Origin of the sequence: Dietzia aurantiaca (genome assembly GCF_021033825.1) — a bacterium.
Taxonomy (GTDB): Bacteria; Actinomycetota; Actinomycetes; order Mycobacteriales; family Mycobacteriaceae; genus Dietzia; species Dietzia aurantiaca.
In genome coordinates this window covers 17,675-44,105 of sequence record NZ_JAIFXZ010000002.1, presented here as the reverse complement: position 1 = coordinate 44,105, position 26,431 = coordinate 17,675, and the positions used below count along the sequence as shown (strand labels likewise).

22 protein-coding genes are annotated in these 26,431 nt (G+C 70.1%); 7 read left to right on the top strand and 15 right to left on the bottom strand.

All coding sequences use genetic code 11. The features are described from left to right. The first annotated feature begins 86 nt into the window (after positions 1-86). Both K3888_RS02760 and K3888_RS02755 read left to right on the top strand, forming a co-directional pair. The gene (locus K3888_RS02760; RefSeq protein ID WP_230928714.1) at positions 87-701 is read left to right on the top strand and encodes a hypothetical protein; all 615 of its coding nucleotides are present in this window, start codon (positions 87-89) and stop codon (positions 699-701) included. After that, positions 698-2,200: a phytoene desaturase family protein gene (locus K3888_RS02755; protein WP_230928713.1), complete on the top strand. Its 1,503-nt coding sequence runs from the start codon at positions 698-700 to the stop codon at positions 2,198-2,200. The genes K3888_RS02760 and K3888_RS02755 overlap by 4 nt, the downstream gene beginning before the upstream one ends. 18 nt (positions 2,201-2,218) lie before the next feature. Here the strand turns inward: K3888_RS02755 and K3888_RS02750 are convergent, their stop codons facing one another. The 4 genes from K3888_RS02750 to K3888_RS02735 all read right to left on the bottom strand — a co-directional run bounded on the left by K3888_RS02750 (position 2,219) and on the right by K3888_RS02735 (position 7,380). After that, positions 2,219-3,850, bottom strand: coding sequence for a hypothetical protein (locus K3888_RS02750; protein ID WP_230928712.1), 1,632 nt, complete (start codon positions 3,848-3,850; stop codon positions 2,219-2,221). A gap of 75 nt (positions 3,851-3,925) precedes the next feature. Further along, complete coding sequence (ilvC, locus tag K3888_RS02745; RefSeq protein ID WP_230928711.1) at positions 3,926-4,939, bottom strand: ketol-acid reductoisomerase; 1,014 nt, start codon at positions 4,937-4,939, stop codon at positions 3,926-3,928. A gap of 42 nt (positions 4,940-4,981) precedes the next feature. Continuing rightward, on the bottom strand, positions 4,982-5,488 hold the full coding sequence (ilvN, locus tag K3888_RS02740) for an acetolactate synthase small subunit (RefSeq protein ID WP_230928710.1): 507 nt from the start codon (positions 5,486-5,488) through the stop codon (positions 4,982-4,984). After that, on the bottom strand, positions 5,485-7,380 hold the full coding sequence (locus K3888_RS02735) for an acetolactate synthase large subunit (protein ID WP_230928709.1): 1,896 nt from the start codon (positions 7,378-7,380) through the stop codon (positions 5,485-5,487). The genes ilvN and K3888_RS02735 overlap by 4 nt, the downstream gene beginning before the upstream one ends. A 351-nt stretch (positions 7,381-7,731) precedes the next feature. Here K3888_RS02735 and K3888_RS02730 point away from each other — a divergent pair, with 351 nt between their 5' ends. After that, positions 7,732-8,094 carry a PH domain-containing protein gene (locus K3888_RS02730; RefSeq protein WP_230928708.1) on the top strand — a complete coding sequence of 121 codons (363 nt, stop codon included), beginning with the start codon at positions 7,732-7,734 and terminating at the stop codon, positions 8,092-8,094. On the opposite strand, the gene K3888_RS02725 is transcribed toward K3888_RS02730, so the two are convergent. Then, entirely contained in the window at positions 7,987-9,501 is a 1,515-nt protein-coding gene (locus tag K3888_RS02725; RefSeq protein ID WP_230928707.1) for a YhgE/Pip domain-containing protein, read from the bottom strand. The genes K3888_RS02730 and K3888_RS02725 overlap by 108 nt on opposite strands. Positions 9,502-9,672: 171 nt before the next feature. On the opposite strand from K3888_RS02725, the gene ilvD reads away from it, so the two are divergent. Next, on the top strand, positions 9,673-11,511 hold the full coding sequence (gene ilvD / locus K3888_RS02720; RefSeq protein WP_230928706.1) for a dihydroxy-acid dehydratase: 1,839 nt from the start codon (positions 9,673-9,675) through the stop codon (positions 11,509-11,511). 81 nt (positions 11,512-11,592) lie between these two features. On the opposite strand, the gene K3888_RS02715 is transcribed toward ilvD, so the two are convergent. Next, a complete protein-coding gene (locus K3888_RS02715) occupies positions 11,593-12,390 on the bottom strand; it encodes a DoxX family protein (RefSeq protein ID WP_230928705.1) in 798 nt (265 codons plus the stop codon). Positions 12,391-12,456: 66 nt separating this feature from the next. Here K3888_RS02715 and K3888_RS02710 point away from each other — a divergent pair, with 66 nt between their 5' ends. Further along, entirely contained in the window at positions 12,457-13,482 is a 1,026-nt protein-coding gene (locus K3888_RS02710; RefSeq protein WP_230928704.1) for a PQQ-dependent sugar dehydrogenase family protein, read from the top strand. Between the two features lie 36 nt (positions 13,483-13,518). On the opposite strand, the gene gatB is transcribed toward K3888_RS02710, so the two are convergent. Genes gatB through gatC form a run of 5 tightly spaced genes read right to left on the bottom strand, consistent with a single transcriptional unit; the run spans position 13,519 to position 19,223 of the window. Further along, the gene (gene gatB, locus K3888_RS02705; protein WP_230928703.1) at positions 13,519-15,000 is read right to left on the bottom strand and encodes an Asp-tRNA(Asn)/Glu-tRNA(Gln) amidotransferase subunit GatB; all 1,482 of its coding nucleotides are present in this window, start codon (positions 14,998-15,000) and stop codon (positions 13,519-13,521) included. A gap of 10 nt (positions 15,001-15,010) precedes the next feature. After that, positions 15,011-16,045 (bottom strand): ATP-dependent 6-phosphofructokinase, encoded by a 1,035-nt coding sequence (locus K3888_RS02700; RefSeq protein ID WP_230928702.1) that lies wholly within the window; start codon positions 16,043-16,045, stop codon positions 15,011-15,013. A 45-nt stretch (positions 16,046-16,090) separates the two neighbouring features. Then, entirely contained in the window at positions 16,091-17,476 is a 1,386-nt protein-coding gene (locus K3888_RS02695) for a DHA2 family efflux MFS transporter permease subunit (RefSeq protein ID WP_230928701.1), read from the bottom strand. After that, positions 17,473-18,927, bottom strand: a complete 1,455-nt coding sequence (gene gatA, locus K3888_RS02690) for an Asp-tRNA(Asn)/Glu-tRNA(Gln) amidotransferase subunit GatA (protein ID WP_230928700.1) — start codon at positions 18,925-18,927, stop codon at positions 17,473-17,475. Before gatA ends, K3888_RS02695 begins: the two co-directional genes overlap by 4 nt. Then, positions 18,924-19,223, bottom strand: a complete 300-nt coding sequence (gene gatC, locus K3888_RS02685; RefSeq protein ID WP_230928699.1) for an Asp-tRNA(Asn)/Glu-tRNA(Gln) amidotransferase subunit GatC — start codon at positions 19,221-19,223, stop codon at positions 18,924-18,926. Before gatC ends, gatA begins: the two co-directional genes overlap by 4 nt. A 76-nt stretch (positions 19,224-19,299) precedes the next feature. Here gatC and K3888_RS02680 point away from each other — a divergent pair, with 76 nt between their 5' ends. After that, positions 19,300-19,950, top strand: coding sequence for an ACT domain-containing protein (locus K3888_RS02680; RefSeq protein ID WP_230928698.1), 651 nt, complete (start codon positions 19,300-19,302; stop codon positions 19,948-19,950). 60 nt (positions 19,951-20,010) lie between these two features. On the opposite strand, the gene ligA is transcribed toward K3888_RS02680, so the two are convergent. Next, on the bottom strand, positions 20,011-22,179 hold the full coding sequence (ligA, locus tag K3888_RS02675) for an NAD-dependent DNA ligase LigA (protein ID WP_230928697.1): 2,169 nt from the start codon (positions 22,177-22,179) through the stop codon (positions 20,011-20,013). A gap of 59 nt (positions 22,180-22,238) precedes the next feature. Between ligA and K3888_RS02670 the strand changes: the two genes are divergently transcribed. Next, on the top strand, positions 22,239-22,934 hold the full coding sequence (locus K3888_RS02670) for an exonuclease domain-containing protein (protein WP_230928696.1): 696 nt from the start codon (positions 22,239-22,241) through the stop codon (positions 22,932-22,934). Positions 22,935-22,961: 27 nt separating this feature from the next. On the opposite strand, the gene K3888_RS02665 is transcribed toward K3888_RS02670, so the two are convergent. Genes K3888_RS02665 through K3888_RS02655 form a run of 3 tightly spaced genes read right to left on the bottom strand, consistent with a single transcriptional unit; the run spans position 22,962 to position 26,373 of the window. Then, a complete protein-coding gene (locus tag K3888_RS02665) occupies positions 22,962-24,053 on the bottom strand; it encodes a uroporphyrinogen decarboxylase/cobalamine-independent methonine synthase family protein (protein WP_230928695.1) in 1,092 nt (363 codons plus the stop codon). Continuing rightward, positions 24,050-25,180 (bottom strand): tRNA 2-thiouridine(34) synthase MnmA, encoded by a 1,131-nt coding sequence (gene mnmA / locus K3888_RS02660; protein ID WP_230928694.1) that lies wholly within the window; start codon positions 25,178-25,180, stop codon positions 24,050-24,052. The genes K3888_RS02665 and mnmA overlap by 4 nt, the downstream gene beginning before the upstream one ends. Further along, the gene (locus tag K3888_RS02655; protein WP_230928693.1) at positions 25,177-26,373 is read right to left on the bottom strand and encodes a cysteine desulfurase family protein; all 1,197 of its coding nucleotides are present in this window, start codon (positions 26,371-26,373) and stop codon (positions 25,177-25,179) included. The genes mnmA and K3888_RS02655 overlap by 4 nt, the downstream gene beginning before the upstream one ends. Between the last annotated feature and the right edge of the window lie 58 nt (positions 26,374-26,431).

Sequence of the window (26,431 nt, the reverse complement as noted above, 5' to 3'; positions counted from 1 at the left end):
TGGCCTACAGAGGCCTCGACGGCCTACCGTGACGAACGCCTCACCCGTAGCCTCGGTGTTCTCCTGATGATCGGAAGGTCGCCCCCATGGCCCGCTCACACCGTTCGACGTCCGGGCCCGACCGGTTCCCCGGGTCGCGGGCCGCCGCCCTACGCCCCACCCGCGGTCGGTCGGCGACGGCGATGTACCTCCGTGCGCACCTCTACGGCGCCGCGGTGGGCCGCACGATCCTCGATCGGTGCATCAGCGCGGTCGATCCCGCGGACAGGGCGCGGCTCGCGCCACTCCGCCCCCAGTTCGAGGGGGAGATCGCCACGACGCGGCGCCTGCTGACGGGGATCTCGCCGGTGGGTGCGCCGGGCCGCCGCATGGTGCGGGTGTCGGCGACGATCGCCCTCGCCGCGCTCCCGGCGGGGCCGATCGTGCGCGATCCGCTGACCAGACTCGGCCTGCTCGAGAGCCTGCGCACCCTGGTCGTGGCGAAGAGGTCGATGTGGGAGTTGCTCGCCGAGTCGTGGGTGGCTGACGGCGATGACGCCGCCGTCGTCGACGCCCGCGCCCCCGGGCCCGACGACGACGACGACACAATGCTCCCCGGCGACGTCCGGAGCCTCCTGCTCGCTCTCGCAGACCAGGCCCGGTCACAGGAGAACCTGCTGGAGGAGCTACGCCGTGGCTACGGCCTGGAGCTGTTCGGGTGAGCGCGACCGGCCGGATACGCGCGGACGTCGCCGTGGTGGGCTCCGGCCCGAACGGTCTCGCCGCGGCGCTGCTGTGCGCGCGATCCGGCCGCCAGGTCGTCGTGCTGGAGGAGCAGGAGAGCATCGGCGGCGGTTGTCGAACCGTTCCCCTGCCCGACCTCCTCTCCGGCGACAACCGGGAACGGGCACTGTCGTCCGGCCACTGGGACGGGCTGGTCGTCGATCCGTGCTCGGCCGTCCATCCGATGGCCGGGTCGTCGCCGTTCTTCCGCGAGTTCGACCTCGCCGCGCACGGTGTCGAGATGGTCACTCCCCCGGTGCAACTGGCGCACGCGCTGCCCGGCCGGGATGCGATCGTCGTGCCGACCAACCCCGCTCCGGATGCCCTCGCGGCCGGGTTCGGCTCAGTGCGGGAAGCATCCGCGTGGTGGTCTCTGATGGGCGCGCTCGCCCGTCGGCCCGTCGAGGTGGCCGCCGCAGCGCTGTCGGACCAGCGTTCCGTCCCGCCCCCGGCCGCCACCGCAGCCCTCGCCGGCGCCTTTGTCCGCGCACACCCCCGGGGCGCGCTGCCGGACTCACTGGGCATCGACGGGCGGACGCTGATGTCCGGGATCGCCGCCCACGCCATCACCCCGCTCGGCTCCCCGGCCGCCACGGCGGCCGGCCTCGTTCTCGGATCCCTCCTCCACGCCCCCCTGGGCTGGGCCCTGCCGGCGGGTGGGAGCGGCGCGCTCACGGCCGCACTCGCCGACGCACTGCGCGCTGCCGGCGGGGAGATCCGGACAGGCGTCCGCATCGGCGGCCTGGCAGAACTCGACGCCCCGGACGTCGTGTTCACCACCTCGCCGCGCGGACTGGGCTCGATCCTGCTGGCGTCCTCGCCCTCGCCCGCCACGGCCCGACGCGCTCGCCGTCTCAACCGCGTCCCCGTGGGCGGCGCGGCGGCCAAGGTGGATCTCGTTCTCTCCGGGCCGGTGCCGTGGCGAGATGCCCGGCTCCGCGAGGCGGGCACCGTGCATCTCGGTGGCGATACCCACGCCATCCGGCTCGCCGAACGTGAGGTGTCGGCCGGCCGCCATGCCGACAAGCCGATGATCCTGATCTCCCAGCCCTGGGTCACGGACCCCGGCCGCATCGCCGACGACGGCCGCCGGCCGCTCTGGACCTACGCCCACGTCCCGGCGTTCTCGGAGCAGGACCAGACCGAGCAGGTCCTGGACGCGCTGGAGGCCGTCGCCCCGGGGGTGCGCGACGTGGTGGTGGCAACGCACTGCACTCCGGCCTCCCGGATGTCCGAGCACAATGCGAACCACCTCGGCGGTGATATCGCCGGTGGCCGGGTGGACCTGCGCGGGCTGATCGCCCGCCCCGTCCCCCGCGTGGATCCGTTCGCCACCGGGATCCCCGGCGTCTGGCACGCCTCCGGTTCGACCCCGCCCGGCCCCGGCGTCCACGGCATGGCCGGGCAGCACGTGGCGCGTCGGATCCTCCGCGCCTGACCCACCCGGCTCAGCCGGTCACTGGTAGGAGACGAACCACGGCCTGGGCTCGACCGCCATCGTCTGCTCCGGCGTGAAGGTGGGGGTGTCCTCGTCGTAGAAGTTCTTCCACGCCAACCGGATCTCGGGCGACAGGCCTGAACGCAGGGCATCCCACGTCCCCAGTTTGAGGTCCGGGGTGCCGTGGCCGTCGGCGTGCAGCGCGATGGCCAACTCGGGCCGCGAGGTGTCGATCTGTTCGCGGTTCGAGATCATCGCCGTGCTGAACTGATGGAGGATCAGGAGCTTCTGGGGTCCGCCCGACTCCCTGGTCAGATCAGCCAGCCAGTCGACGACGCGATTGATCTCCTCGGCATCCACCGACCCGATCTGGGCCCCGGGCTGCTGCCCCGGCTCCAGCTTCCACTCCGGATCCAGCGCGAGCCCCACGTCCGGTCGCTTCAGCAGGTCCTCGAAGATCCTGGCCTGGTCGACCATGTCGGCCATTCCGGGCTGCAGATCGATCACCGCGTAGCCGCCGGCGGCCGTGATCGCGTCGACCAGCGGTTCGAACTCTTCCGGGCCCCACTCGTTGGTGAAGTTCCCGTCGTCACCCGGCGCGCCGGAAGCGACGGTGCCGATGATCTCGAAGGCGGGCACGACCTGTTCCGGGGAGTACGGCTGGTACTGCTCGACCAACCTCTGGACCCGGGCCACGCTCTCCTGCGGTCCCTGCTCACCGAGGATCCCGAGAGCCGGGGTGATCGGCGAACCGTACGCCGCGACGAAGCGCCGGCCCGGGAACACCAGCTGGCCACCGCCGGGAAGCTCGGGAACGGCGCGGGCCTTCTCGACCCGGTCCGCGACCTCCTCCTCACTCCCCCAGTCCGGCCCGAGCGCGTAGATGACCTCGGCGTCCCGCACTGCCTCCACCGATCCGCCGTCGACCCGCGGGTCCGGCGTGCGTAGATGCGACACCGCGCCTCCGGTGGCCACGGCGGTGGCGATCGCGGCGACAGGGGTCCCGTCGTGCACGAGAACCGTGGGAGCCTCGTCGCCTGCCCACGCCGGAGATCCGGTCTCGAACGGTTCGGCATCAGCCACCCCGGCCGAGCCCGCACCCGTGTCCCGCGACAGGGGCGTGCCCGAGGTCATCAACGCCGGTGCACCGGGGCTCAGATGGACAGTGGTGTCGTCTATGCGGGTCTCGGGAACATCGACCTCGGCCTCGAAGGAGACCCCGGTCAGTTCCTCGAGTCCGGCGCGGTCCCCGGGGGCGTCGACCACGTCGGCGTCGTCGGGTTCGAACGAGACGTCTCCGACCCGGAGCACCCGCTCGGCGCCGAGTCTCGCGATCTCCTCGGCCAGCTCCGCGTCCCCGCCCGGCACCGAGGTCAACATGGGCGCCCGCAGCCCCACCGCCACCGACGCCGCACGAGCCTGCGCGGCCGCGTCCGGGGCGGCCACGACGACCACCGGAGCGGTGTCCAACAGGAGGGCGGCCGCCTCCACGCCCGAGCCATCCGTGTCCACGGCCACCCGCGTGCCCTGCTCATCGGCTGCCCGGGCACCCGGCCCGTCGCCTGACGAACCGGAGGCACAGGCGACCGTGGACGAGGCCAGGCAAATGGCGAGGACCGCCGCACCCACACCTCGTTTGATGTGACGCACGACGGTCCTCCAAGCACTCGGGATCAGATCCCGGTGGACCCTACAGGCATCTCACCGGGATCTCCCCCGCAACACTCAGGCGGTCTCCGTGATCGGACGGTCGACCCAGCTCATGAGGTCGCGCAGCTTCTGGCCGGTGACCTCGATCGGGTGCTCAGCGTTCTCCTTGCGGAGCTGCTCGAGCTCCGAGTTGCCGCCCTCGACGTTGGCGACGAGACGCTTGGTGAACTCGCCGTTCTGGATGTCGGCGAGGATCTCCTTCATGCGCTCCTTGGTGCCGGCGTCGATCACCCGGGGGCCGGAGAGGTAGCCGCCGAACTCCGCGGTGTCGGACACCGAGTAGTTCATGCGGGCGATGCCGCCCTCGTACATGAGGTCGACGATGAGCTTGAGCTCGTGGAGCACCTCGAAGTAGGCGAGCTCTGGCTCGTAGCCGGCCTCGACCATGACCTCGAAGCCCGTCTTGACGAGCTCCTCGGTGCCACCGCAGAGCACGGCCTGCTCACCGAACAGGTCGGTCTCGGTCTCGTCCTTGAAGGTGGTCTTGATGACACCGGCGCGGGTGCCGCCGATGGCCTTGGCGTAGGAGAGCGCGAGCGCCTCGCCCTCACCCTTCGGGTCCTGCTCGACGGCGATGAGCGCCGGGACGCCCTTGCCGTCGACGAACTGACGACGCACGAGGTGACCGGGGCCCTTGGGCGCGACCATCGCGATGGTGATGTTGTCAGCGGGCTTGATCAGACCGAAGTGGACGTTCAGGCCGTGCCCGAAGAACAGGGCGTCGCCGTCGTTCAGGTTGGGCTCGATGTCCTCGGTGAAGATCGCGGCCTGCGAGGTGTCCGGGGCCAGCAGCATGACGACGTCGGCCCACTTGGCGGCCTCCGCGGCGGTCATGACCGTCAGCCCGGCCTCTTCGGCCTTGGCACGCGACTTGGAGCCCTCGCGCAGGCCGATGACGACCTCGACACCCGAGTCGCGCAGGCTCAGCGAATGCGCGTGGCCCTGCGAGCCGTAGCCGATGACGGCGACCTTGCGCCCCTGGATGAGCGACAGATCAGCCGCGTCGTCGTAGAACATCTCCACTGCCATGGTGATGGATTCCCTTCTTAAGGTTGGTGATAGAAGTCGAGACTATCGAGTGGTGGTGATGGACTTGGGGCCGCGTCCCAGCGCGACCATGCCGGACTGCACGATCTCGCGGATGCCGTAACCGTCGAGCATCCGCAGGAGCGCGTCGAGCTTGTCCGGGGTACCGGTCGCCTCGAGCGTCACCGACTCCGGGGCGACGTCCACGACATGGGCACGGAACAGGCTGGCGATCTCCACGATCTGACCACGGTTCGTCGCGTCGGCGCGGACCTTGACCAGGGTGAGTTCGCGGGAGACCGAGCCGGCCGGGTCCTGCTCGACGATCTTGATGACGTTGACCAGCTTGTTTAGCTGCTTGGTCACCTGCTCGAGCGGGAAGTCCTCGACGTTGACGACGATCGTCATCCGCGACAGACCATCCGTTTCCGTCGGGCCGACGGCGAGCGACTCGATGTTGAACCCGCGCCGGGAGAAGAGCGAGGCCACGCGTGCGAGCACGCCCGGCTTGTCCTCCACCAGAACGCTCAGGGTGTGGGAGCGAGCGGTCACTGGTCCTCCTCCTGGGCGGCGATCACCGCGGCGTCGATCCGCTCGGTCGCCTCGTGGATCTCCGCGGGCTCGTCCGCCGCGGAGTCGCTGTCGTCGAACAGCGGCCGGATGTCCCGGGCCGCCATGATCTCGTCGTTGGACGTTCCGGCCGCGACCATGGGCCACACCTGGGCGTCCTTGCCCACGATGAAGTCGATGAGCACCGGCCGGTCGTTGATCTCCCGGGCCTGGGCGATCACCGCGTCGACGTCCTCCGCGCGCTCACAGCGCAGCGCCACGCAACCGAGCGCCTCGCCGAGCTTGACGAAGTCGGGGATGTGCATCGAGTGGGTCGACAGATCGGTCTGCGAGTAACGCTGGTCGTAGAACAGCGTCTGCCACTGTCGGACCATGCCCAGGTTGCCGTTGTTGATCAGCGCGACCTTGATCGGTGCGCCCTCGATCGCACAGGTGGCGAGCTCCTGATTGGTCATCTGGAAGCAGCCGTCGCCGTCGATGGACCACACCTCGGCATCGGGACGGCCGAACTTCGCGCCCATCGCGGCGGGGACCGAGTACCCCATGGTCCCGAGCCCGCCCGAGTTGAGCCACGTGCGCGGCTTCTCGTACCGCACGAACTGCGCGGCCCACATCTGGTGCTGACCGACGCCCGCGCAGTAGATGGCGTCGGGACCGGCGGCCGCACTGAGCCGCTCGATGACGTACTCGGGCGACAGCGAACCGTCGGACTGCGGGGCGTACCCGAGCGGGTACTCGCTGCGGATCTCGTCGAGCTGCTCGACCCAGGTCGCGGGGGCCTTCATCGATCCCGAGTCACGCTCGCCTCGAAGGGTCTGGACGAGCTCGGCGAGCACCTCCTTGATGTCGCCGACGATCGGGACGTCCACGGCACGGTTCTTGCCGATCTCGGCCGGATCGATGTCCGCGTGGATGACCTTGGCATCCGGTGCGAAGGTGTCGAGGCGGCCGGTGACCCGGTCGTCGAAACGCGCGCCCAGGGTGATGAGCAGATCCGAGCGCTGCAGGGCGGCGACCGCGGCGACGGTACCGTGCATGCCCGGCATGCCGTAGTGCAGCCGGTGCGAATCCGGGAACGCGCCACGCGCCATCAGGGTGGTGACGACCGGGATCCCCGTCAACTCGGCGAGCTCCATGAGCTCCGCCGAGGCGTCCGCCTTGATGACGCCACCACCGACGTAGAGCACCGGACGCTTGGCACGGGCCATCATCCGGGCGGCCTCGCGGATCTGCTTGCCGTGCGGCTTCGTGACCGGACGGTAGCCGGGCAGCTTCATCTCCGGCGGCCAGGAGAAGGTCATCTCGTTCTGCAGGACGTCCTTGGGGATGTCCACGAGCACCGCGCCCGGGCGACCGGACTGCGCGATGTGGAAGGCCTCGGCGATCATCCGCGGGATGTCGTCACCATGCGAGACCAGGAAGTTGTGCTTGGTGATCGGCATCGTGATGCCGGAGATGTCGGCCTCCTGGAAGCCGTCCGTGCCGATGAGGGCGGTACCGACCTGGCCTGTGATGGCCACGACGGGGACCGAGTCCATCTGTGCGTCGGCGAGTGGGGTCACCAGGTTGGTGGCACCGGGGCCGGAGGTCGCCATGCAGACGCCGACCTTGCCGGTGACCTGCGCGTACCCGGTCGCCGCGTGACCGGCGCCCTGTTCATGACGCACGAGAACGTGCCGGACCCTGGCCGAGTCGTACAGCGGGTCGTAGACCGGCAGGATGGCCCCGCCGGGGATTCCGAAGACGACCTCGGTGCCGATCTCCTCGAGAGACCGGACCACGGCCTGGGCTCCGGTCATCCGCTCAGGGGCCGTGGACCGGGCCTTGTGCTCTGTGCCCGGACGAGGCCCGGGCTGTGCCGTTGGTGCGCTCACTTCAACTATCCTTCATGCTGGTCGTGGAGCAGTGGATTGTCGCCCTCCGCGGCCCGGTCGGCCCGCGGGTACCCGGCAACAAAAAACCCCCGACGGCCACGGGGCCGGCGAGGGTGCGCGTCGTCGAGAAGCCAGGTGACGGCTCAGGCGCCGACGCGCCGGCCGAGTACGAGACCGTTCCGTGTGTTCATGGCACCCAGACTAGGTGGGCGCCGACCACAGCGTCAACTCGTGGAACCCCGATCCCACTATGTGGACCGTGAGACACTATCGAGCATCATGAGCGCGCAATTTTCAGCCCCCCTCCCGGAATCTACTCCCCGCGACCGGTCACTTTTCCGGGTCAATCCCATGTCGTACATCGTCATCGCGATCTTCCTGCTGGCGATCGCCTGGCCCGCGACGGCCTACCCGCTCGCGCTCGGCTGGCTCGTGCTGCTTCCGATCGCCTTCGCCTGGTGGGTGGCCCGTACCTCGACCAGACTCGACGACGAGGGCGTCCACCTGTCGACCTGGCGCAGCCGCCGGTCCGTTCCGTGGGATGAGGTCAAGGGTGTGATGTTCCCCAAGAACGGCTTCGCGCGCCTGGTCACGACCGATGAGGCGTCACTGCCGATGGGCGGCGTCTCCTTCCACGACCTGCCCCGGCTCTCCCGGGCCAGCGGGGGCCGGATCCGAGACCCCTACAGCGCCACCACCCCCGACGCCGACTGAGTCCCGTGCCTCTGCCTCACCGGTCCCTGATGAGCGTGTCCGGCTGACGCCGTTCCGGATCGGCAGCCCACTGGCCACACCCCTGCCCGCGGGCACCCGGTCCGCGACAGCTTGTCGCCGTAACCCCATCCGCTCGTACAACAGCGTGACGGCCACCCCGAGGACCACGCCGGCGACACACCACCCGCCGAGCACCCAGACCGCGTGACCAAGGCCCGCACCCCAGTTCGAGTCGAAGAACATGATCGACCGCAGGCCCAGGTACGCCTGGTGCATCGGCTGGAGGGAGCCGATCGCGACGAAGATCTGCGGCAGCATCTGAGTGGGTGTCGCCCCTCCGGACGTCGGGATGCCCAACACGACGAACAGCACCAGGTTGACGAGCAACCCCGCGTTGCCGATCGCCGCGAGGATCGCGTGGGCGCACACCCCGACCGCGATGATCACCAGGTTCGAGAACCAGAACATGTCCCACGCGTCGTACCCCGTCACACCGATGATGTCCGCGACCCACAGGCACAGCGCCGACACCAGCGGTGCCGTGACCACGGTGACCGCCCACTTCCGGAACATCGTCTGCAGACGCCCGAACGGCGCGACGTGCACGTGGAGCGCGAGCGGGCCGATCTCGAGCGGGATGAAGCCCAGCCGGGCGTCGAGGAGATTCGAGATGATCATGGCCCCGGTGAACCCGGCGAGGATCACGATGAGCGCATAGAACATCGGCAGCGAGGCATTGGTCACCCCGTCCGGCAGCGGATTCCACTCGGTCACATCGACCTCGACCGGGTACTGCAGTGCCAGGGCCGCGGCGGCGCCGATCTGTCGACCATCGGCGTCGGCGAGCATCGTGGAATCGGACAGCAGTGTGGCACCCATGCTCTCGTGGAGCGATGCCCGCATCCGTTCGGCGACCGTGTTCATGACCTGGCCTGACACGATCGAGACCCTGGGCGAGTACTGCAACGTGACCGACGCCCGTTCGGGAGACTCGCCGGTCTCGCCCGCCTCCGTCGCCGCCGCGTTCACCAGGTCCACGACCTGCCGGCTCAACTCGGGCGGGATCCGTACCGCGCCGAAATACGAACCGTCCCGCAGTCCCTCCTCCGCCTCCGCGGCGTCCACGATGTGCAGGCGGAGCTTCTCCCAGTCATTGTTCTGCAGCAGGCCGGCGGTGATCTGGGTACCCACGTCGAGGTTCCGGGGGCCGATCGGCGTCTCGAGGGTCGCGCCCGCGTCCTCGTTCACCACGGCAACGGGAACGTGTCGCGCGTGGGCCTGCGGGTCCGCGGTGCCCCCCAGGTACATGAACGCCAGCAGGAAGAACAGTCCGCAGACGACAGCGATCGCCCCCGCGGAGTGGGAGGCGAACTCGCGGAAGCCACCAGTGTGTCCGGAATCGGTCATGCGGGTCCTCATTCACGTCTGACGTGCCGACCGAACGGCCGACCGAGAGAAGGGTAACCCCGTACCGGGGCGTATCGTGGGGAGGTCACGGCGCGTATGTCCCTTCACCGGGAGCCACCACGCAGCCTTCCTGTTGACGACCACACAGTCACCGAATCGGATCGAGGTCCCATGCCGCCCCTGAGGTCACGAACCAGCACCGCCGGACGCAATGCCGCAGGGGCCCGGGCCCTCTGGCGTGCCACCGGGATGACGGACTCGGACTTCGGCAAGCCGATCATCGCGATCGCGAACTCCTACACCCAGTTCGTTCCGGGCCACGTGCACCTGAAGAACGTGGGCGAGATCGTGGCCGAGCAGATCGCCGAGGCCGGTGGGGTGGCCCGCGAGTTCCACACGATCGCCGTGGATGACGGCATCGCAATGGGCCACGCGGGAATGCTCTACTCGCTGCCGAGCCGCGAGATCATCGCCGATTCCGTGGAGTACATGGTCAACGCGCATACCGCGGACGCACTGGTCTGTATCTCCAACTGCGACAAGATCACGCCGGGCATGCTCAACGCGGCGATGCGTCTGAACATCCCCACCGTGTTCGTCTCCGGCGGCCCGATGGAGTCGGGTTTCTCCGTCGTCGTCGACGGGGTGGTCAAGGCCGGCTCCGATCTCATCACCGCCATCTCCGCCTCGGCCAACGCGGCGATCGACGACGACAACCTCGACGCGATCGAACGTTCGGCATGTCCGACGTGCGGCTCGTGCTCGGGCATGTTCACCGCCAACTCCATGAACTGCCTGACCGAGGCCCTGGGTCTCTCCCTGCCCGGCAACGGCTCGACCCTGGCCACCCACAGCGCACGGCGTGAACTGTTCGCGGAGGCGGGCCGCCTGATCGTCGACCTGTGCACGCGGTACTACCGCGAGGACGACGACTCGGTCCTGCCCAGGTCGGTGGCCACCAGGTCCGCGTTCAGCAACGCGATGGCCCTGGACGTGGCCATGGGCGGTTCGACCAACACGGTCCTGCACATCCTCGCGGCCGCCCAGGAGGGTGAGGTCGACTTCGACCTCCACGACATCGAGGAGATCTCCCGTCGAGTGCCCTGCCTGGCCAAGGTGGCGCCGAATTCCGATTACTACATGGAGCACGTCCACCGCGCCGGCGGCATCCCCGCGATCCTCGGCGAGCTGTACCGGGGCGGCGTGCTCGACACCGACGTCCACTCGGTCCACTCCCCCTCCCTGGAGCAGTACATCGCGGACTGGGACATCCGGAGCGGCACCGCGACGGAGAAGGCCGTCGAGCTGTTCCACGCCGCCCCGGGCGGGGTGCGCACCATCGAGCCGTTCTCGACCGACAACCGCTGGGAGTCACTCGACACGGATGCACAGAACGGCTGCATCCACTCGGTCGAGCACCCCGCCACCGAAGAGGGCGGCCTGGCCGTCCTGCGCGGGAACATCGCCCCGAACGGCTCGGTCTTCAAGACCGCGGGCGTGTCCGAGGACAACTTCCACTTCTCCGGCCCGGCCCGGGTGGTCGAATCCCAGGAGGAGGCCGTGTCCGTGATCCTGGGCAAGCAACTCCGGGCGGGCGAGGTCCTTGTCGTGCTCTACGAGGGGCCGGCCGGCGGTCCCGGTATGCAGGAGATGCTCCACCCGACCGCGTTCATCAAGGGTGCGGGGCTCGGCACCAAGTGCGCGCTGATCACCGATGGCCGGTTCTCGGGCGGGTCCTCGGGGCTGTCGATCGGCCACATCGCCCCGGAGGCGGCGGCGGGCGGCCCGATCGGGCTCGTGCGTGACGGCGACATCGTCACGATCGACGTGGCCACGCGCTCCATCTCGGTGGATGTCGACGAGGCCGAGTTGGATCGTCGTCGTCAGGAGAAGGGCCCGCTGCCCTGGCGCCCGTTCAAGCGTGACCGGAAGGTCTCGACCGCGCTCCGCGCGTACGCGTCGATGGCATCGTCGGCGGACAAGGGCGCGGTCCGCATCCTGCCGGACTGAGTTCGGGCGCCCCCGCGGGCCGGCCCGCGGCCGGGCCCGCGCCATCCGAGTTCCCTCGCAGCGCCCCGGCGCCCGGGCAGATCAGCCCGCGGTGACCGGGGCGCTGTTCCCGCTGGACGTGAGCGGGTTGGTGCCGTTGAGGAAGTACCAGACCAGTCCGGCGATCACGGCCGCGATGAGCAGCCAGATGATGCCGCTGAACCGCGGGCGGTGCGACCATCCCCACTTTCGGTCGACCGCCCACCGGCCGGGGCCGGTGAACAGCAGCGCGAGCAGGCTGGCCGCGTAGAGGACCGACGCCTCCAGGCCGCGGGTCGTCTCCCCCAGCAACGGCACGGTCTGGTCCCCGGTGAGCGTCATCGCCATGCCGAGTCCGACGAGTCCGAACAGGCCGGCCACGGCGATAGGGGTCGCCAGTCCGACCACGAGCATCACTCCCGCCACCAGCTCGATCGCGCCGCCGGCGATCGCCAGTATCCGTGCCTGCTCGAACCCCGCCTCCGTGAGCGTCGCCGCCATACCGTCGATGCCGGGGCCGTTGAACAACCCGAACAGCTTCTGCAGGCCCCGCAGCGTCAGCAGCACACCCACGGTGAGGCGGAGGATGAACAGCCCCAGATCCGTCGTTCCGCGCCTGTCGACCTCACCGCGCCCCTCCGGTGCGAGGGTGGTGGGCTGCTCGCCGAACGGCAGCGGCGCCGAGACGTCGTAGCCGCCGGACTCGGCGAACTGCGAGTAGTCCGTCACGCCGGCTGCCGGGAATGCCGTGGTGGCGGCGTCGCCGGTCGTCGCCCCCGAGGAGGAGGGGACGTCCAGCGGATAGTCGACGTCGTGGATGATCTCGGTACGGGCGTCGTCTCCGGGCTTTGAGGAAGTCACTCATCGACTGTAGGCCTCGCGCGGCGGCTGCGCCCCGAGGACACGGCGGGCCGTACTCTAGTCGGCATGAGATCGCTCGCGCTGCTCCTGGCCATGACAGTGGTGGTGTCCGGGTGCGCGAGATTCGACGACCGGCTGGACGATCCGTTCACGCCCGCCCCGGGCCCCGGGATGGGTGCCCCGCCCCCCTCGGGGCCACCGGGGTCGCCGCCGCCCCCGACCACGTCCACCGGCGGGCCGCCGGCCCCCGAGCCGGAGACCGGCCCGTGTGTCGATCCCGACCCCGCCGTGATCGCGACCTGCCTGGAACCCGCGGTCGCGGTCGCCGCGCTCGGCGACAGGGCCCTGGTCGCCGAGTCGACCGGCGGGGTGAAGATCGTCGGACCGGACACCTCGCCCGAGGACTTCGGACGGGTCGATCCCCGCGGAGGCAGAGTCGCGGCGGTGGCGCCGTCGCCGGACTTCGACCAGGACAGGCTGGTCTACCTCCTCGTGGTGGGCGACGGCCCCACCCGGGTCGAGCGTCTCGCCCGCGGCGACACCCCCCGCACGGTCGCCGAGCTCCAGCCCGCGGAGGCCGGGGGCATGGCCTTCGTCGACAAGGTGCTCACCGTGGGCGTCGGGGACCAACTGGTCCGGTTCCCGGGGTTCACGGGTATCGGCCGGGCCGAGGGCCCCGAGGTGGTCGCCGGCGGCCTGGGTCGGATCATGGCCCTGTGCACCTTCGACGACGACCTGTTCGTCTCCACGATCTCGGACCGTGGCGCAGCGTTGCGCACTGCCGATCGTGTGGTGTGGACCTGGCCGGATCAGCGTTCGGCGGGTGGATGCGCGGCCGCTGAGGGCTCCCTGTCCATCGCGCTACCCGACGCCGAGCGGGTCGACACCGTCGAGACCGCCGGGGGCGCCGCCAGGGGCCAGCCGGAGGCGATCGCCGAAGGCCGCTACGGGCGGCTGAGCGGACTCACCACGATCGCCGATGGCGTGCTGCTGGCCGGCACCGCCAACAAGGCGGGCGGCGCACCCGTGCCGACCGATGACCGTGCGGTGATCCTGCCGCAATCCGGTGGCGGCGGAGACGCCCGGACATAGGTCCCGACGGGCAGGGCCCGCCGGGGCACCGGGCCCCTAGCTGCAGGCGGCGATCACGAGTTCCTTGACCCGGGCCGGGTCGGCCTGGCCGCGGGTCGCCTTCATTACGGCGCCGACGATCGCGCCTGCAGCCTGCACCTTGCCCGAGCGGATCTTCTCGGCGATGTCGGGCTGGTCCGCGAGTGCGTCGTCGACCGCCTTCTGCAGTGCCGAGTCATCACGGACGACCTCGAGACCCTTGTCCGCCACGACCTGGTCGGGCTCCCCGTCACCGTCGAGCACGGCGTCGACGACCTGTCGGCCGAGCTTGTTGGTGAGCTTGCCCTCGGCAACGAGCTCGATCACGCGAGCGACCTGGGCCGGTGTGATCGACAACGCGTCGAGTTCCACTTCCCGCTTGTTGGCCTGCTGGGTCAGGTAGGACACCCACCACGAGCGGGCCTCCGCCGGGGACGCTCCGGCGTCCACGGTGGCGAGGATCAGGTCGAGCGCACCGGCGTTGACGAGGTCACGCATCTCCTCGTCGGAGACACCCCACTGCTCCTGCACGCGGGCGCGACGCACCCATGGCAGCTCCGGCAGGGTTGCGCGGATCTCCTCGACGAGGTCCGCCGAGGGCTCGACCGGCGCCAGGTCGGGCTCGGGGAAGTAGCGGTAGTCCTCAGCCGACTCCTTGGGACGGCCGGCCGTGGTGGTGCCGTCCCCCTCGTGGAAGTGGCGGGTCTCGAGGACCACCTCGCCGCCCTCGGCGAGGACGTCGGCCTGTCGACACATCTCGAATCGAACGGCCGTCTCGACGCTGCGCAGCGAGTTGACGTTCTTGGTCTCCGTCCGCGTGCCGAACTCGGCGGCACCCTTCTCCATCAGGGACACGTTGGCGTCGCAACGCATCGATCCCTGATCCATACGGACATCGGAGACGTCGAGACTCTTGAGTAGATCCCGGAGTGCCGAGACGTAGGCGCGCGCGATCTCGGGCGCTCGCTCTCCTGCTCCGACGATGGGCTTGGAGACGATCTCGATCAGCGGCACCCCCGCCCGGTTGAAGTCGAGCAGCGAGTGGGTGGCCCCGTGGATCCGACCGGATGCCGAGCCGACGTGGGTCGACTTACCGGTGTCCTCCTCCATGTGGGCCCGCTCGACGTCCACGCGCCAGGTGCTGCCGTCCTCGAGCTGGACGTCGAGGTAACCGTCGAAGGCGATCGGCTCATCGTACTGCGAGATCTGGTAGTTCTTCGGCTGATCCGGATAGAAGTAGTTCTTCCGGGCGAAGCGACTGTGCGGGGCGATCGAGCAGTTCAGCGCGAGACCGATCTTGATCGCCCACTCCACGGCCTGGCGGTTGGCGACGGGCAGCGCGCCGGGCAGTCCGATGCACACCGGACAGACCTGGGTGTTGGGCTCGGCCCCGAAGGCGGTCGGACAACCGCAGAACATCTTGGTGGCGGTGTGCAGCTCGACGTGCACCTCCATACCCATGACGGGATCGAAACGTGACACGACCTCGGTGAACTCCATGCGGAACAATCTAGCCGAAGAGGCAGGCGGCCTCGCGGTAGCGGTCCTCTGGAACGGTCTTGAGCACGGCCACCGCGTCCTCTACCGGCACCATCTCGATCGACTCGCCCCGCAGGGCGACGATCTGGCCGAAATCTCCACGATGCACCGCGCGCGCGGCGTGCACCCCGAACCGGGTCGCGAGCACGCGATCATAGGCCGTGGGTGTACCACCTCGCTGGATGTGACCGAGCACGGTCGTGCGGACGTCGCGATTCATCCGCTCGGAGATCGCGGCGGCCATCTGGTCCGCCACCCCCGTGAACACCTCGTGACCGAACTGGTCGGTGCCGCCCTCGCGGAGGGTCATGCCGGAACCCTCGACGGGGGTGGCCCCCTCCGCGACGACGCAGATCCCGTAGGCCTCACCCATCTGGAATCGACGACTCATCACCTTGCACACGTAATCGATGTCGAACGGGACCTCCGGGATGACGATCATGTGCGCGCCCGAGGCCAGGCCGGCGTGGAGCGCGATCCACCCCGCGTGCCGTCCCATCACCTCCACCAGCATCACCCGCTCATGGGACTCCGCCGTAGTGTGCAGCCGGTCGATGGCATCCGAGGCGATCGAGACCGCGGTGTCGAACCCGAAGGTGTAGTCGGTCCCGCCCACGTCGTTGTCGATCGTCTTGGGCACACCCACCACCGGGATGCCGTTCTCCGTCAGCCACCGGGCGGCCTTGAGCGTCCCGTCGCCGCCGATCGCGACCAGTGCGTCGATCGCGTGCCTGTCCAGCGTCTGCCGGATCTCCGGCAGGCTGGACCTGAGGGTGTCCGGATTGAGACGGCCCGTGCCGAGGATGGTGCCGCCGCGGAGCAGGATGCGGTCGATCCCCTCGTCGTCGAACAGCGGTACCGCACGGTCGTGCACCAACCCGGACCACCCGTCCTGGAAGCCCAGGACCGGCGAGTCATACTCGGAATGGGCGGTCCGGACCAGCGCCCGGATGACCGCGTTGAGTCCGGGGCAGTCGCCACCGGCGGTCAGCACGCCTATACGCACGTGGAGCTCCTCTCGGTTCTCCCGCAGTCTAGGTGCGAGACGAGGTCAGCGCGCCGTGCTCACCGGCTGTTCACCGGTACGGAACGCCATCGTGGCCAGGCCGCCGAGCAGGACCACGACGGCGGGGAGGAACATCGCGTCCGCCACGGCCTGACCGACATCCGCGTGCGCCACGAGACGCGCTTGCATCAACGCACCGATCGCCGCGGAGCCCAGGACCGCGCCCACCTGGCGGGTGGTGTTGTACACACCCGACCCTGCGCCCGCCGACGCCAGTTCCAACCGACGCATCGCGGTCGACGAGGTGGGCGCCCACACACACCCGTTGGCCACCCCCATCAGTGCGATCGGGCCGAGCAGCACCGGGATCGACGTGTGGGAATCCATGACGAGCGCCAGCCAGAACAGCGACACCGCGTACGAGAAGTAGCCGATGCCGGTGAAGATCCTGGGGTCGAGCCGGTCCGCGAGGCGGCCCACCAGCGGAGCCAGGATGCCGGCGATGACCGCCATGGGCAGCAGCATGAGTCCGGCGCTCGTCGGGCTGAGCGCCTTGACTCCCTGCAGATAGAACATCAGCGGGACCATGGTGCCGGCGGTGACGAACCCGATCGTCGATACGCCGAAGTTCCCGATCGAGAAGTTGCGGTCGCGGAACAGCCGCAGCGGGACCAGGGGTTCGGTCCGGACGCGAGACTGCCACCACAGGAACGCGGCGATAGCGAGCACTCCCGCCACGACGAGTGAGATGGTGGTGGCACCCCAGCCGTGAGACTCTCCCTGCTGGATGCCGTACACGAGCCAGAACATCCCGACGGCCGACAGCAGGATGCCCGGGATGTCATAGGAGTGGCCGCGGGGCTCCATCTTGGGCACCCACAGCCAGACCAGCACCACGGCGATGATCCCGAAGGGGATGTTGACGAAGAAGATCCACCGCCAGTCGAGGGCATCGATGAGCACGCCACCGGCGACCGGCCCGACCACCGAGGCGATGCCGGCCACGGCGCCCCAGGCGCCCATCGCGGCGCCGCGCCGCGACGGCGCGAACACGCGCGTGATGACACTCAACGACTGCGGCGTCAGCAAGGCGGCTCCGACGCCCTGGAACACCCTGGCCACGATGAGGGTCTCTATGTTCGGGGCGAGCCCGCACCACAGCGAGGCACCGGTGAAGACCACCAGGCCGGCGATCGCCACCGTGCGGGGCCCGATCTGATCGCCGAGCCGTCCGGTGAACAGCAGCGGCACGACGTAGGCCAGCAGATAGGCGCTGGTGACCCAGATGACCTGGTTGGTGGTGGCGCCCAGCTGGGTGACGAACGCCTCGGTGGCCACCGCGACGATCGTCTGGTCCACCAGGATCATGAAGAACCCGATGACCAGGGCCGCGAGAGCCTTCCACGCGTCCCGCTCGGGGACCACGGTCACGCGATCGCGCCCCTCGCGGCCTCGAACGCCGCGCCGACCCGGTACAGGCGCTCGTCGGCCAGGGCCGGGGCCATGATCTGCATACCCACCGGCAGCCCGTCGACGAAGCCGCTCGGCACGGACATCCCACAGTGGCCGGCGAGGTTGAGCGGAAGCGTGCACAGGTCGAACTGGTACATCGCGACCGGGTCCTCCACCTTGTCCCCCAGCGGGAACGCCGTGGTGGGCGTGGTGGGCGAGACCAGGACGTCGACCTTCTCGTAGGCGGCGTCGAAGTCGCGCGCGATGAGCGTGCGGATCTTCTGCGCCTGGCCGTAGAAGGCGTCGTAGTAGCCGGCCGACAGGGCGTAGGTGCCGAGCATGATCCGGCGTTTGACCTCGGGACCCAGCCCGGCGGCGCGGCTCGCCGCCATCACCTGATCGGCGGATCCCTCACCGGTACGCAGGCCGTAACGCATGGCGTCGAAGCGGGCCAGGTTGCTCGAGACCTCGGACGGGAGGATGAGGTAGTACGCGGGCAGGGCGTACTGGAAGTTGGGGCACGAGACCTCCACGACCTCGGCGCCCAGACCTCGGAGGGTCTCGACCGCGGTCTGGAAGGACGCCTCGACACCGGCCTGGTAGCCGTCGCCGGCGAGTTCGCGGACGACGCCAACGCGGACACCCTTCAGGTCACCGCGCGCGCCTTCACGGGCGGCCGCCACCATGTCCGGGATGGCCACGTCGAGGCTCGTCGAATCGCCGGGGTCGTGGCCGGCGATCACCTGGTGCAGCAGGGCCGCGTCCTCGACGGTCCGGGCGCAGGGCCCACCCTGGTCGAGAGACGAGGCCGAGGCCACCAGGCCGTGCCGCGAGACCGTGCCGTACGTGGGCTTGACCCCGACGGTCGCCGTGAGCGCGGCAGGCTGACGAATGGAGCCGCCGGTGTCGGTGCCCACGGCCAGCGGTGCCTGGTTGGAGGACAGGGCTGCCGCCGAGCCGCCGCCGGACCCGCCGGGCGTACGGGTGTGGTCCCACGGGTTGCGGGTCGGACCGTACGCCGAGTTCTCGGTGGAGGAACCCATCGCGAACTCGTCGAGGTTGGTCTTGCCGAGGATCGGGATACCAGCGGCGCGCAGTCGGGTGGTCACCGTCGCGTCGTAGGGCGACATGTAGCCCTCGAGCATCTTCGACGCGCACGTGGTCGGCGCGTCGGTGGTGGTGAACACGTCCTTGAGGGCGACGGGAACGCCGGCCAGTGGTCCGAGTTCCTCGCCGGCCGCCAGCCTGGCGTCGACGGCACGAGCGGCCTCGAGTGCCGCGTCGGCGCCCACATGGAGGTAGGCGTTGATCTCGCCGTCGACCTCGGCGATCCGGTCCAGGTGCGCCTGGGTGACCTCTTCCGAGGAGACCTCGCGGGCGGCGATCCGCCCGGCGAGCTCGGCGGCCGTGGCGGTGGTCAGGTCGGTCATGCGTCCTCTCCCAGGATCTGCGGAACCTCGAAGCGCTGCTGGTCGGATTCGGGGGCCTGGTCGAGCGCCTGCTCCGGGGTCAATCCGGGCGCGACGACGTCCTCGCGGTACACATTGCTGATCGCGGTGGGATGGCTCATCGCCGGGACGTCGTCCGCGGCGACCTCGGACACCGTCTGCACGTGGACGAGGATGTCGGTGAGCTGCTGCGCGTACGAGTCCAGCTCGGCGTCGCTCAGATCCAGGCGGGAGAGCCTGGCCAGATGCGCGACGTCTCCGCGTGAGATCGAGGTCACGTGCCTGCCCCTTTCCGTGACGTGGTCGGTACCGGCCCAGCCTAGTCAGCCCGGATCGGTGCGGCACAATGGCGTCATGTCTTATCTGCTCCGCGTCCTGCTTCCCGACCGACCGGGGAGCCTCGGATCGCTCGCCGTGGCACTGGGAACCGCGGGCGCGGACATCATCAGCCTGGACGTCGTGGACCGTTTCGACGGGGTGGCGGTGGACGACATCGTGGTGCACGTCCCCCACGGGACCTTCCCGGACACACTCATCACCGCGGCCGAACGGCTCGACGGCGTGCTGGTCGACTCCCTCCGTCCGTTCGGCGGGATCCTCGACGCGCACCGCGAGCTCGAACTGGTCGACGCGGTCGCCGGCGCGGGTGCGGGCGCCGCACAGTTGCTCGCCGACGAGTTGCCGGCGGCATTACGGGTCGGATGGGCTCTGGTGGTGGACGTCACGGGCGAGGCCTGCCAGTTGGTCGCCCGCGGCGAATCCGCCCCCATGTGGGAGGGCGGCAGGGTCGCGGCGCTGTGCGGACTGGAGCAAGCCGTCGCACTGGAGGACGACGACGACACGCCGGCGAGCTGGGTGGCCATGGACACGGCGCTCGCCGCGGCCCCGCTCCCGGCGGATCAGGTCCTGGTGGTGGGTCGGCCGGGCGGTCCCTCGTTCCGGCCGTCCGAGATCGCCAGGTTGGGCTACCTCACCGGGATCCTGCGGACCCTCCTGGCGGGTTGATCCCGGGCCCCTCCCCGCGCCACCGGTGCGCGAGGGGCCTCAGCAGGGGCGCCGCCGGCGTCACCCGTCCAAATCCTCCGCGGCGCCGTCGGGGGCGGGGCCGTTCTCGAGAAGCTCGACGAACCCGGCCTCGTCGAGGATCGTCAGTCCGAGTTCCTCCGCCTTGGTGGCCTTGGATCCGGGGTTGTCCCCGACCACCACATAGTCAGTCTTCCTGGACACCGAGCCCGACGCCTTGCCGCCGCGGGAGATGATCGCCTCCTTGATCCCGTCCCGGGTGAAGCCCTCGAGCGATCCGGTCGCGACGATCGTCAGCCCCTCCAGCGTGCGCGGGATCGACTCGTCCCGTTCGTCCGCCATCGAGACCCCGGCTGCCGCCCACCGGTCGACGATCTCCCTGTGCCAGTCGACGTCGAACCACTCGACCACCGATGTGGCGATGGTGCCGCCTACGCCGTCCGTCTCCGCCAACTCCTCCTGGCTCGCCGCACGGATGGCCTCCATGGTGCCGAACCGCGTCGCGAGCGCCCTGGCGGCGGTCGGGCCGACGTGCCGGATCGACAACGCGACCAGCACGCGCCACAGTGGGCGCTGCTTGGCGGTGGCGAGGTTGGCCAGCAGCTTGCGGCCGTTCTCTGTGAGGACTGTCCGCTGGGGTTCGGCACCACCCTCGATCTGCTTCTTGGTTGCCTTGTCGGTACGGGTGTAGAGATCGGTCCGGAGCAGGTCCGCCTCGGTGAGGTCGAAGAGTGTGGCCTCGTTCTCCAGCACCCCACTGGCGAGAAGATCCGATGCGCCCTCGTACCCGAGAGCTTCGATGTCCAGGGCGTTGCGGGAGGCCAGGTAGAACAGTCGCTCGCGCAATTGCGCAGGACAGGATCGCTGGTTGGGACACCTCCAGTCGGCATCGCCTTCCCTGGCCGGCGCCAGCACGGTATCGCATTCGGGGCACCGCTCAGGGAAGACGAACTCGCGTTCACTCCCGTCCCGTCGATCCACGACGGGTCCCAACACCTCCGGAATCACGTCCCCCGCCTTGCGTATCACCACCGTGTCCCCGATGAGGACGCCCTTGCGGATCACCTCGGTCTGGTTGTGCAGAGTGGCCAGCGACACCGTCGACCCGGCGACGAGCACCGGCTCCATGTGCGCGAACGGCGTCACGCGCCCGGTCCGCCCCACCGAGACCCGGATGTCGAGCAGTCGGGTCATGACCTCTTCCGGCGGGTACTTGAACGCGATCGCCCATCTCGGCGCACGTGAGGTCTGACCGAGGCGCCGCTGGACCGCCCTGTCGTCGATCTTCACCACGAGCCCGTCGATCTCGTGCTCGGGATCGCCGCGGTGCTCTCCCCAGTACCGGACCCGCTCGAGGACGGCATCCGTTCCGGTGGCCGGCGCGGTGTAGGGCGAGACGGGCAGTCCCCAGTCGGCGAGGGCGAGATAGACATCGTGGAGGCTGTCGAAGGTCGCGCCCTCCACCGCTCCCAGCCCGTGGCAGTACATCCGGAGGCGGCGCCGGGCCGTGATCGCCGGGTTCTTCTGCCGCAGGGATCCCGCTGCGCTGTTCCGGGGGTTGGCGAACGGGGCCTTGCCCTCCGCGACGAGCCCGGCATTGAGGTCGGAGAAGTCCTCCAAGCGGAAGAACACCTCCCCCCTGACCTCGAGCAGGGCGGGCACCGGCCGGTCAGGAGTCGCGGTAAGTGTCACCGGGATGTCGTCGATGGTCCGCGCGTTGAGCGTCACGTCCTCGCCGGTGCGGCCGTCCCCGCGTGTGGCGGCGCTGACGAGCTTGCCCTCACGGTAGACGAGGTCCAGCGCGACGCCGTCGATCTTGACCTCGCAGAGAAACGGCAACGCGTCCTCGGCGACGTTGGCCTGCTCGACTGCGGAGGCGATCCAGTCACGGAGCTCGTCCTCGGAGAACACGTTGTCCAGACTCGTCATCCGCTCGAGGTGCTCGACCGGCGCGAAGTCCGTGGAGAACCCGCCACCGACGAGCTGCGTGGGCGAGTCCGCACCCTGCAGTCCCGGGTGGCGTTCCTCGAGCTCCTGCAGTTGCACGAACAGCTTGTCGAACTCCGCATCGGAGACGATCGGGGCGTCCTTGACGTAGTACCGGAACTGATGATCGCGGACGGTTTCTGCAAGCTCGTTCCACGAATGCCGCACCTCGGGCGGGATGTCCCCGGTGCCGGCGGGCTCACTGATATCGACGGGTTCGCTCACGTGGACAGGTTAGTCCCGCCCGCAACCGGATTGTCGGAGTGCTGCCCTACGGTATGACCATGGCAAACGATATCCAGGCCCCCGTCACCATCGACCGCACCCGTCTGCTGGCGTTCGACCTCGAGACCACCGGTCCCGACCCCCGGACAGCACATGTGGTCACGTCGGCGTTACTGGCCATCGACGGTGCCCGCAAACACGAACGCACCTGGCTCGCGGACCCGGGTGTGGCGATTCCCGAGGGTGCCACGGCGGTCCACGGGATCACCACCGAACACGCGCGGGCGAACGGCCGCCCGCATGCCGACGTGATCGCCGAGACGGTGGCCGGCATCCGTCTCGGCTGGCGCGAGGGCCGGACCCTGGTGGCCTTCAACGCGTGTTTCGATCTGACCATCCTGCGCCGCTGGGACCCCACCTTCGAGATCCTCGGGCCGGTCCTCGACCCGTTCGTGGTGGACCGGGCGACCGACCCGTATCGCAAGGGCAAGCGCACGCTGGAAGCGGTCTGCGAGATCCACGGTGTACGTCTGGAGAACGCGCATGAGGCGTCCGCCGACGCGCTGGCCGCAGCAAGGCTCGCGTGGAAGCTGCTCGGCGCACTCCCGGATCTCGCCGGTACGGACTGGCGGGACGTCAACGAGCAGCAGGCCCGATGGCACGAGGAACGGCAACGGGACTTCGCCGCCTACCTCGAGCGAACCGGCAAGGACGCCTCGGGGGTCAACATCGCATGGCCGCTGGCCGCGGTCTGATATCGCGGCCGCGCCCGCCCTCGGACGCTACTCGGCGATGTGCGGAGCTATCTCGGCCATCTGACGCACGCCGGCCAGGGCACGGGTGGTGGCGCTCGAATCCCGGGCCACCTGACCTTCGGTCGGTGTGAGCACGAGCCTCGCCAGGCTCTCGTACCGAGGCGCGGCCAGTCGGTCGAGCAGACCGAGAAGAGCGTTCGCCGCCTGTTCGGCCGCGGCCCGGTCGGCGATCGGCCGACCGACTCCCGCGGCGCCCTCCAGTTGCAGGATGCGTCCGTCGCCGAGCACCGTCCCCGCCGCGTCGAGGGCGTCGTGTGAGCGCGCCGCATAGAGGGGCGCAGCATCGAGACACAGACCGTCGAGCGGGGTCTCGCCGCGAGGTGTCTCGGCGAAGGCGGTAAACAGGGCCGGCGCCTCGGGCCCGGACGTGGTGGGTACCCGCAACAGGACCTCGTCCGCCCCGGCGGCCCTCAGCGCGTCCGCGAATCGACACAACGCCAGCACGAGTTGCACGACGGGCACGGGCGGAACCGGATCGAATTGGCTGGGGGCGGGAACCGTCCCTGCCGCGACCCGCCAGAGCATCGGTTCGTCCAGCACGATTCGGGTCCCCGCGCGCATCCGTCCCGCGAGCCGAGCCGCCCACGCCGCGGAGCCCTCCGCGAGCGAGGCTGCCAGGTCCCGCCTCGCCCCGCGGTCGGTCAACACCGGTAGACCGCCCGGTAACTCGAGAGCCGCCGCGAGCGTCCACGGACCCACCACGCGGACCTGAAGTCGTCGAGCTGCCGCCAGGGGCGCGGATTCTGGGTCGCGGGCCAGCTCGTCGGCTTCCTCGAGGGCGTCGCCGTCACGATCCACCAGGTCCGCGGCAACGCGCGCCAGGCGTCCCCGGGACTGCGCCAGCCGCCAGCCACGCGGCGAGACGTCGACCGGCAGGTCCGCCAGCATCGCGAGCGAGCGGCCGGCCAGGTCGGCGCCCGGCCCGCGCCCGGGCAACTCGGGCAGGAAGGGCAGGCCGGGGCATTCGCCCATCACGATCCGGGCCGCTTCCCGGGGGTCGCTGCCCGGCATCGGGCCGGGGCCGGTGTGGGCCGGGGCCACCGGGGCCACCGCGCTCACGGAGCCCCCGCAGCCGGGCGCGCGACCGAGATCGTCCCGCTGCCCAGGACGCGGTCGCCCTCCGGCTCGGGGCGGTAGAGCACGGCGGCCTGGCCGGGCGCCACGCCACGCACCGGCTCGTCGAGGGTGATCTCGAGACGGGCGTCCGGGCCTTCGCCGACGCGCCGAACGTGGCCCGGGGTCGCCTCACCGTGTGCCCGGATCTGGATCCGACAGTCGGACTCCCGGATGTCGTCGTCGACCAACCAGTACGGCGAGGTGGCGGTCATCGCTGCCGAGAGCAGATGATCGGCCCCGCCGACGGTGACGGTCCCGCTGTCCGCGTCGATCGCCGTCACGTACCGTGGGCGTCCGTCCGGCGCGGGGCCCGGCAGTCCGAGTCCCTTGCGCTGGCCGATGGTGAAGCCGTGGACACCGTCGTGCCGGCCGAGTTCATCGCCGGAGTCCGCGTCCACCACGGCGCCCGGCCGCAGCCCGATGTGGGCGCCGAGGAAGGCCTGCGTGTCCCCGGAGGGGATGAAGCAGATGTCGTGACTGTCCGGCTTGGACGCCACCGGCAGGCCGGCCGCGTCCGCCTCCGCCCGGATCTCGGACTTGTGGGTGTCCCCGAGGGGGAACATCGAGTGGGCCAACTGTCGTGGCGTGAGGACACCCAGAACGTAGGACTGGTCCTTCGCCTCGTCGACTGCGCGACGCAGGACCGGCCGGGTCGAACCGTCCGCGAGTTCTTCGTGCGAGAGCCGCGCGTAGTGGCCGGTGGCCACCGCGTCGAAACCCAGCGCCATTCCCCGCTCCAGCAGGGCTTCGAACTTGATGCGCTCGTTGCAGCGCAGACACGGGTTGGGGGTCTCTCCTCTGGCGTAGGAGTCGACGAAGTCGTCGATCACGTCCGCGCGGAATCGCTCGGCGAAGTCCCAGACATAGAACGGGATGCCCAGCAGGTCGGCTACGCGTCGGGCGTCACCGGCGTCCTCCCGGGAACAGCAGCCGCGGGAACCGGTCCGTAGGGTGGTCGGGTCGGCGCTGAGCGCCAGGTGCACACCCACCACGTCGTGTCCGGCGGCGACCGCTCTCGCGGCCGCCACCGCGGAGTCCACTCCCCCGCTCATCGCGGCGAGAACCCTCATGACGCCCCCGCCCCTGCGCGGGACAGCCCGAGTCCGGCGACGCGGGCCCGCTCGGCCGCCGGCCCGAGGGCGGCGATCGTGGCGTCCACGTCAGCCTCCGTGGTGGTGTATCCCAAGCTCAGCCGTAGGCTGCTGCGCGCTGCAGCCTCGTCGGCTCCGGCGGCCAACAGGACGTGACTGGGCTCGGCGACACCGGCCGTGCAGGCCGAGCCCGTCGAACACTCGATTCCGGCGGCATCCAGCAGCAGGATCAGCGATTCCCCGGAGCATCCGGGGAAGGTGAGGTTGGCGATCCCCGGGAGTCGGTCTCCCCCGCCGTTGGCGATGACCCCGGGGACGGTGGCGCGGACGCCCTCCATGAGCCGGTCACGTAGGCCGGACAGTCGCCGGGCCTCGGACTCCATCTCCCGGACCGCCTCGTCGAGCGCCGCGGCCATGGCCACGACCCCGGGCACGTCGACGGAGCCGGAACGCAGGTCCCGTTCCTGGCCCCCGCCGAATCCGATGGGCGCGATCTCCGCGCCGCGGTCGAGCAACAGTGCGCCGACGCCCAGCGGGCCGCCGAACTTGTGCGCGGACAGGCTCATCGAGGTCACACCGAGCGCCTCGAAGTCCACGGGTACGTGGCCGACCGCCTGCACCGCGTCGGTGTGGACCGACGCGCCCGCGGCGCGCGCGGGCCCGGCGACCGCCGCCACGTCGGTGATGCTGCCGATCTCGTTGTTGGCCAGCATCGTCGCGACCAGTGCGAGCCGGGGTCCGACCTCGCCCGCGAGGTCGCGCACGGTCTCTGCCAGCACCACACCGCGTGAGTCGACGGGCAGGACACGGACGTCATTGCGCCCGCCGCGCCCGGTAGTCAGATGTTCCGCGGCATCGAGGACCGAGTGGTGCTCGGCGGCGCCGACGGCCACCACGTCACCGGACGAGGCTGTCGCCAGACCGATGACTGCCAGGTTGTCGGCCTCGGTCCCGCCGGAGGTGAACACCACCTCAGAGGGTCGGCAACCCAGGTGGTGCGCAAGCAGTTCCCGGGCTTCCTCGACGCGCCGCCGCGCGCGTCGACCGGAGCCGTGGAGCGACGAGGCGTTGCCCACGGTCGAGGCGGCCTCGGTGTAGGCGGCGACGGCCGCCGGTCGCATCGGGGTGGTCGCGGCGTGGTCCAGGTAGTGGACGGGACGGGTGGTGCGCATATCGCAGGCAAGGATACGCCCGAATGCACTGAACCCCGGCACCGCAGGGGTGTCGGGG

Excerpts from the sequence above, each read along its gene's own strand:
- K3888_RS02760 (WP_230928714.1), top strand. The coding sequence starts at position 87 with ATGGCCCGCTCACACCGTTCGACGTCCGGGCCCGACCGGTTCCCCGGG.
- ilvC (WP_230928711.1), bottom strand. The coding sequence starts at position 4,939 with ATGGCAGTGGAGATGTTCTACGACGACGCGGCTGATCTGTCGCTCATC.
- K3888_RS02730 (WP_230928708.1), top strand. The coding sequence starts at position 7,732 with ATGTCGTACATCGTCATCGCGATCTTCCTGCTGGCGATCGCCTGGCCC.
- K3888_RS02725 (WP_230928707.1), bottom strand. The coding sequence starts at position 9,501 with ATGACCGATTCCGGACACACTGGTGGCTTCCGCGAGTTCGCCTCCCAC.
- ilvD (WP_230928706.1), top strand. The coding sequence starts at position 9,673 with ATGCCGCCCCTGAGGTCACGAACCAGCACCGCCGGACGCAATGCCGCA.
- K3888_RS02710 (WP_230928704.1), top strand. The coding sequence starts at position 12,457 with ATGAGATCGCTCGCGCTGCTCCTGGCCATGACAGTGGTGGTGTCCGGG.
- gatB (WP_230928703.1), bottom strand. The coding sequence starts at position 15,000 with ATGGAGTTCACCGAGGTCGTGTCACGTTTCGATCCCGTCATGGGTATG.
- gatA (WP_230928700.1), bottom strand. The coding sequence starts at position 18,927 with ATGACCGACCTGACCACCGCCACGGCCGCCGAGCTCGCCGGGCGGATC.
- K3888_RS02680 (WP_230928698.1), top strand. The coding sequence starts at position 19,300 with ATGTCTTATCTGCTCCGCGTCCTGCTTCCCGACCGACCGGGGAGCCTC.
- K3888_RS02670 (WP_230928696.1), top strand. The coding sequence starts at position 22,239 with ATGGCAAACGATATCCAGGCCCCCGTCACCATCGACCGCACCCGTCTG.
- mnmA (WP_230928694.1), bottom strand. The coding sequence starts at position 25,180 with ATGAGGGTTCTCGCCGCGATGAGCGGGGGAGTGGACTCCGCGGTGGCG.
- K3888_RS02655 (WP_230928693.1), bottom strand. The coding sequence starts at position 26,373 with ATGCGCACCACCCGTCCCGTCCACTACCTGGACCACGCCGCGACCACC.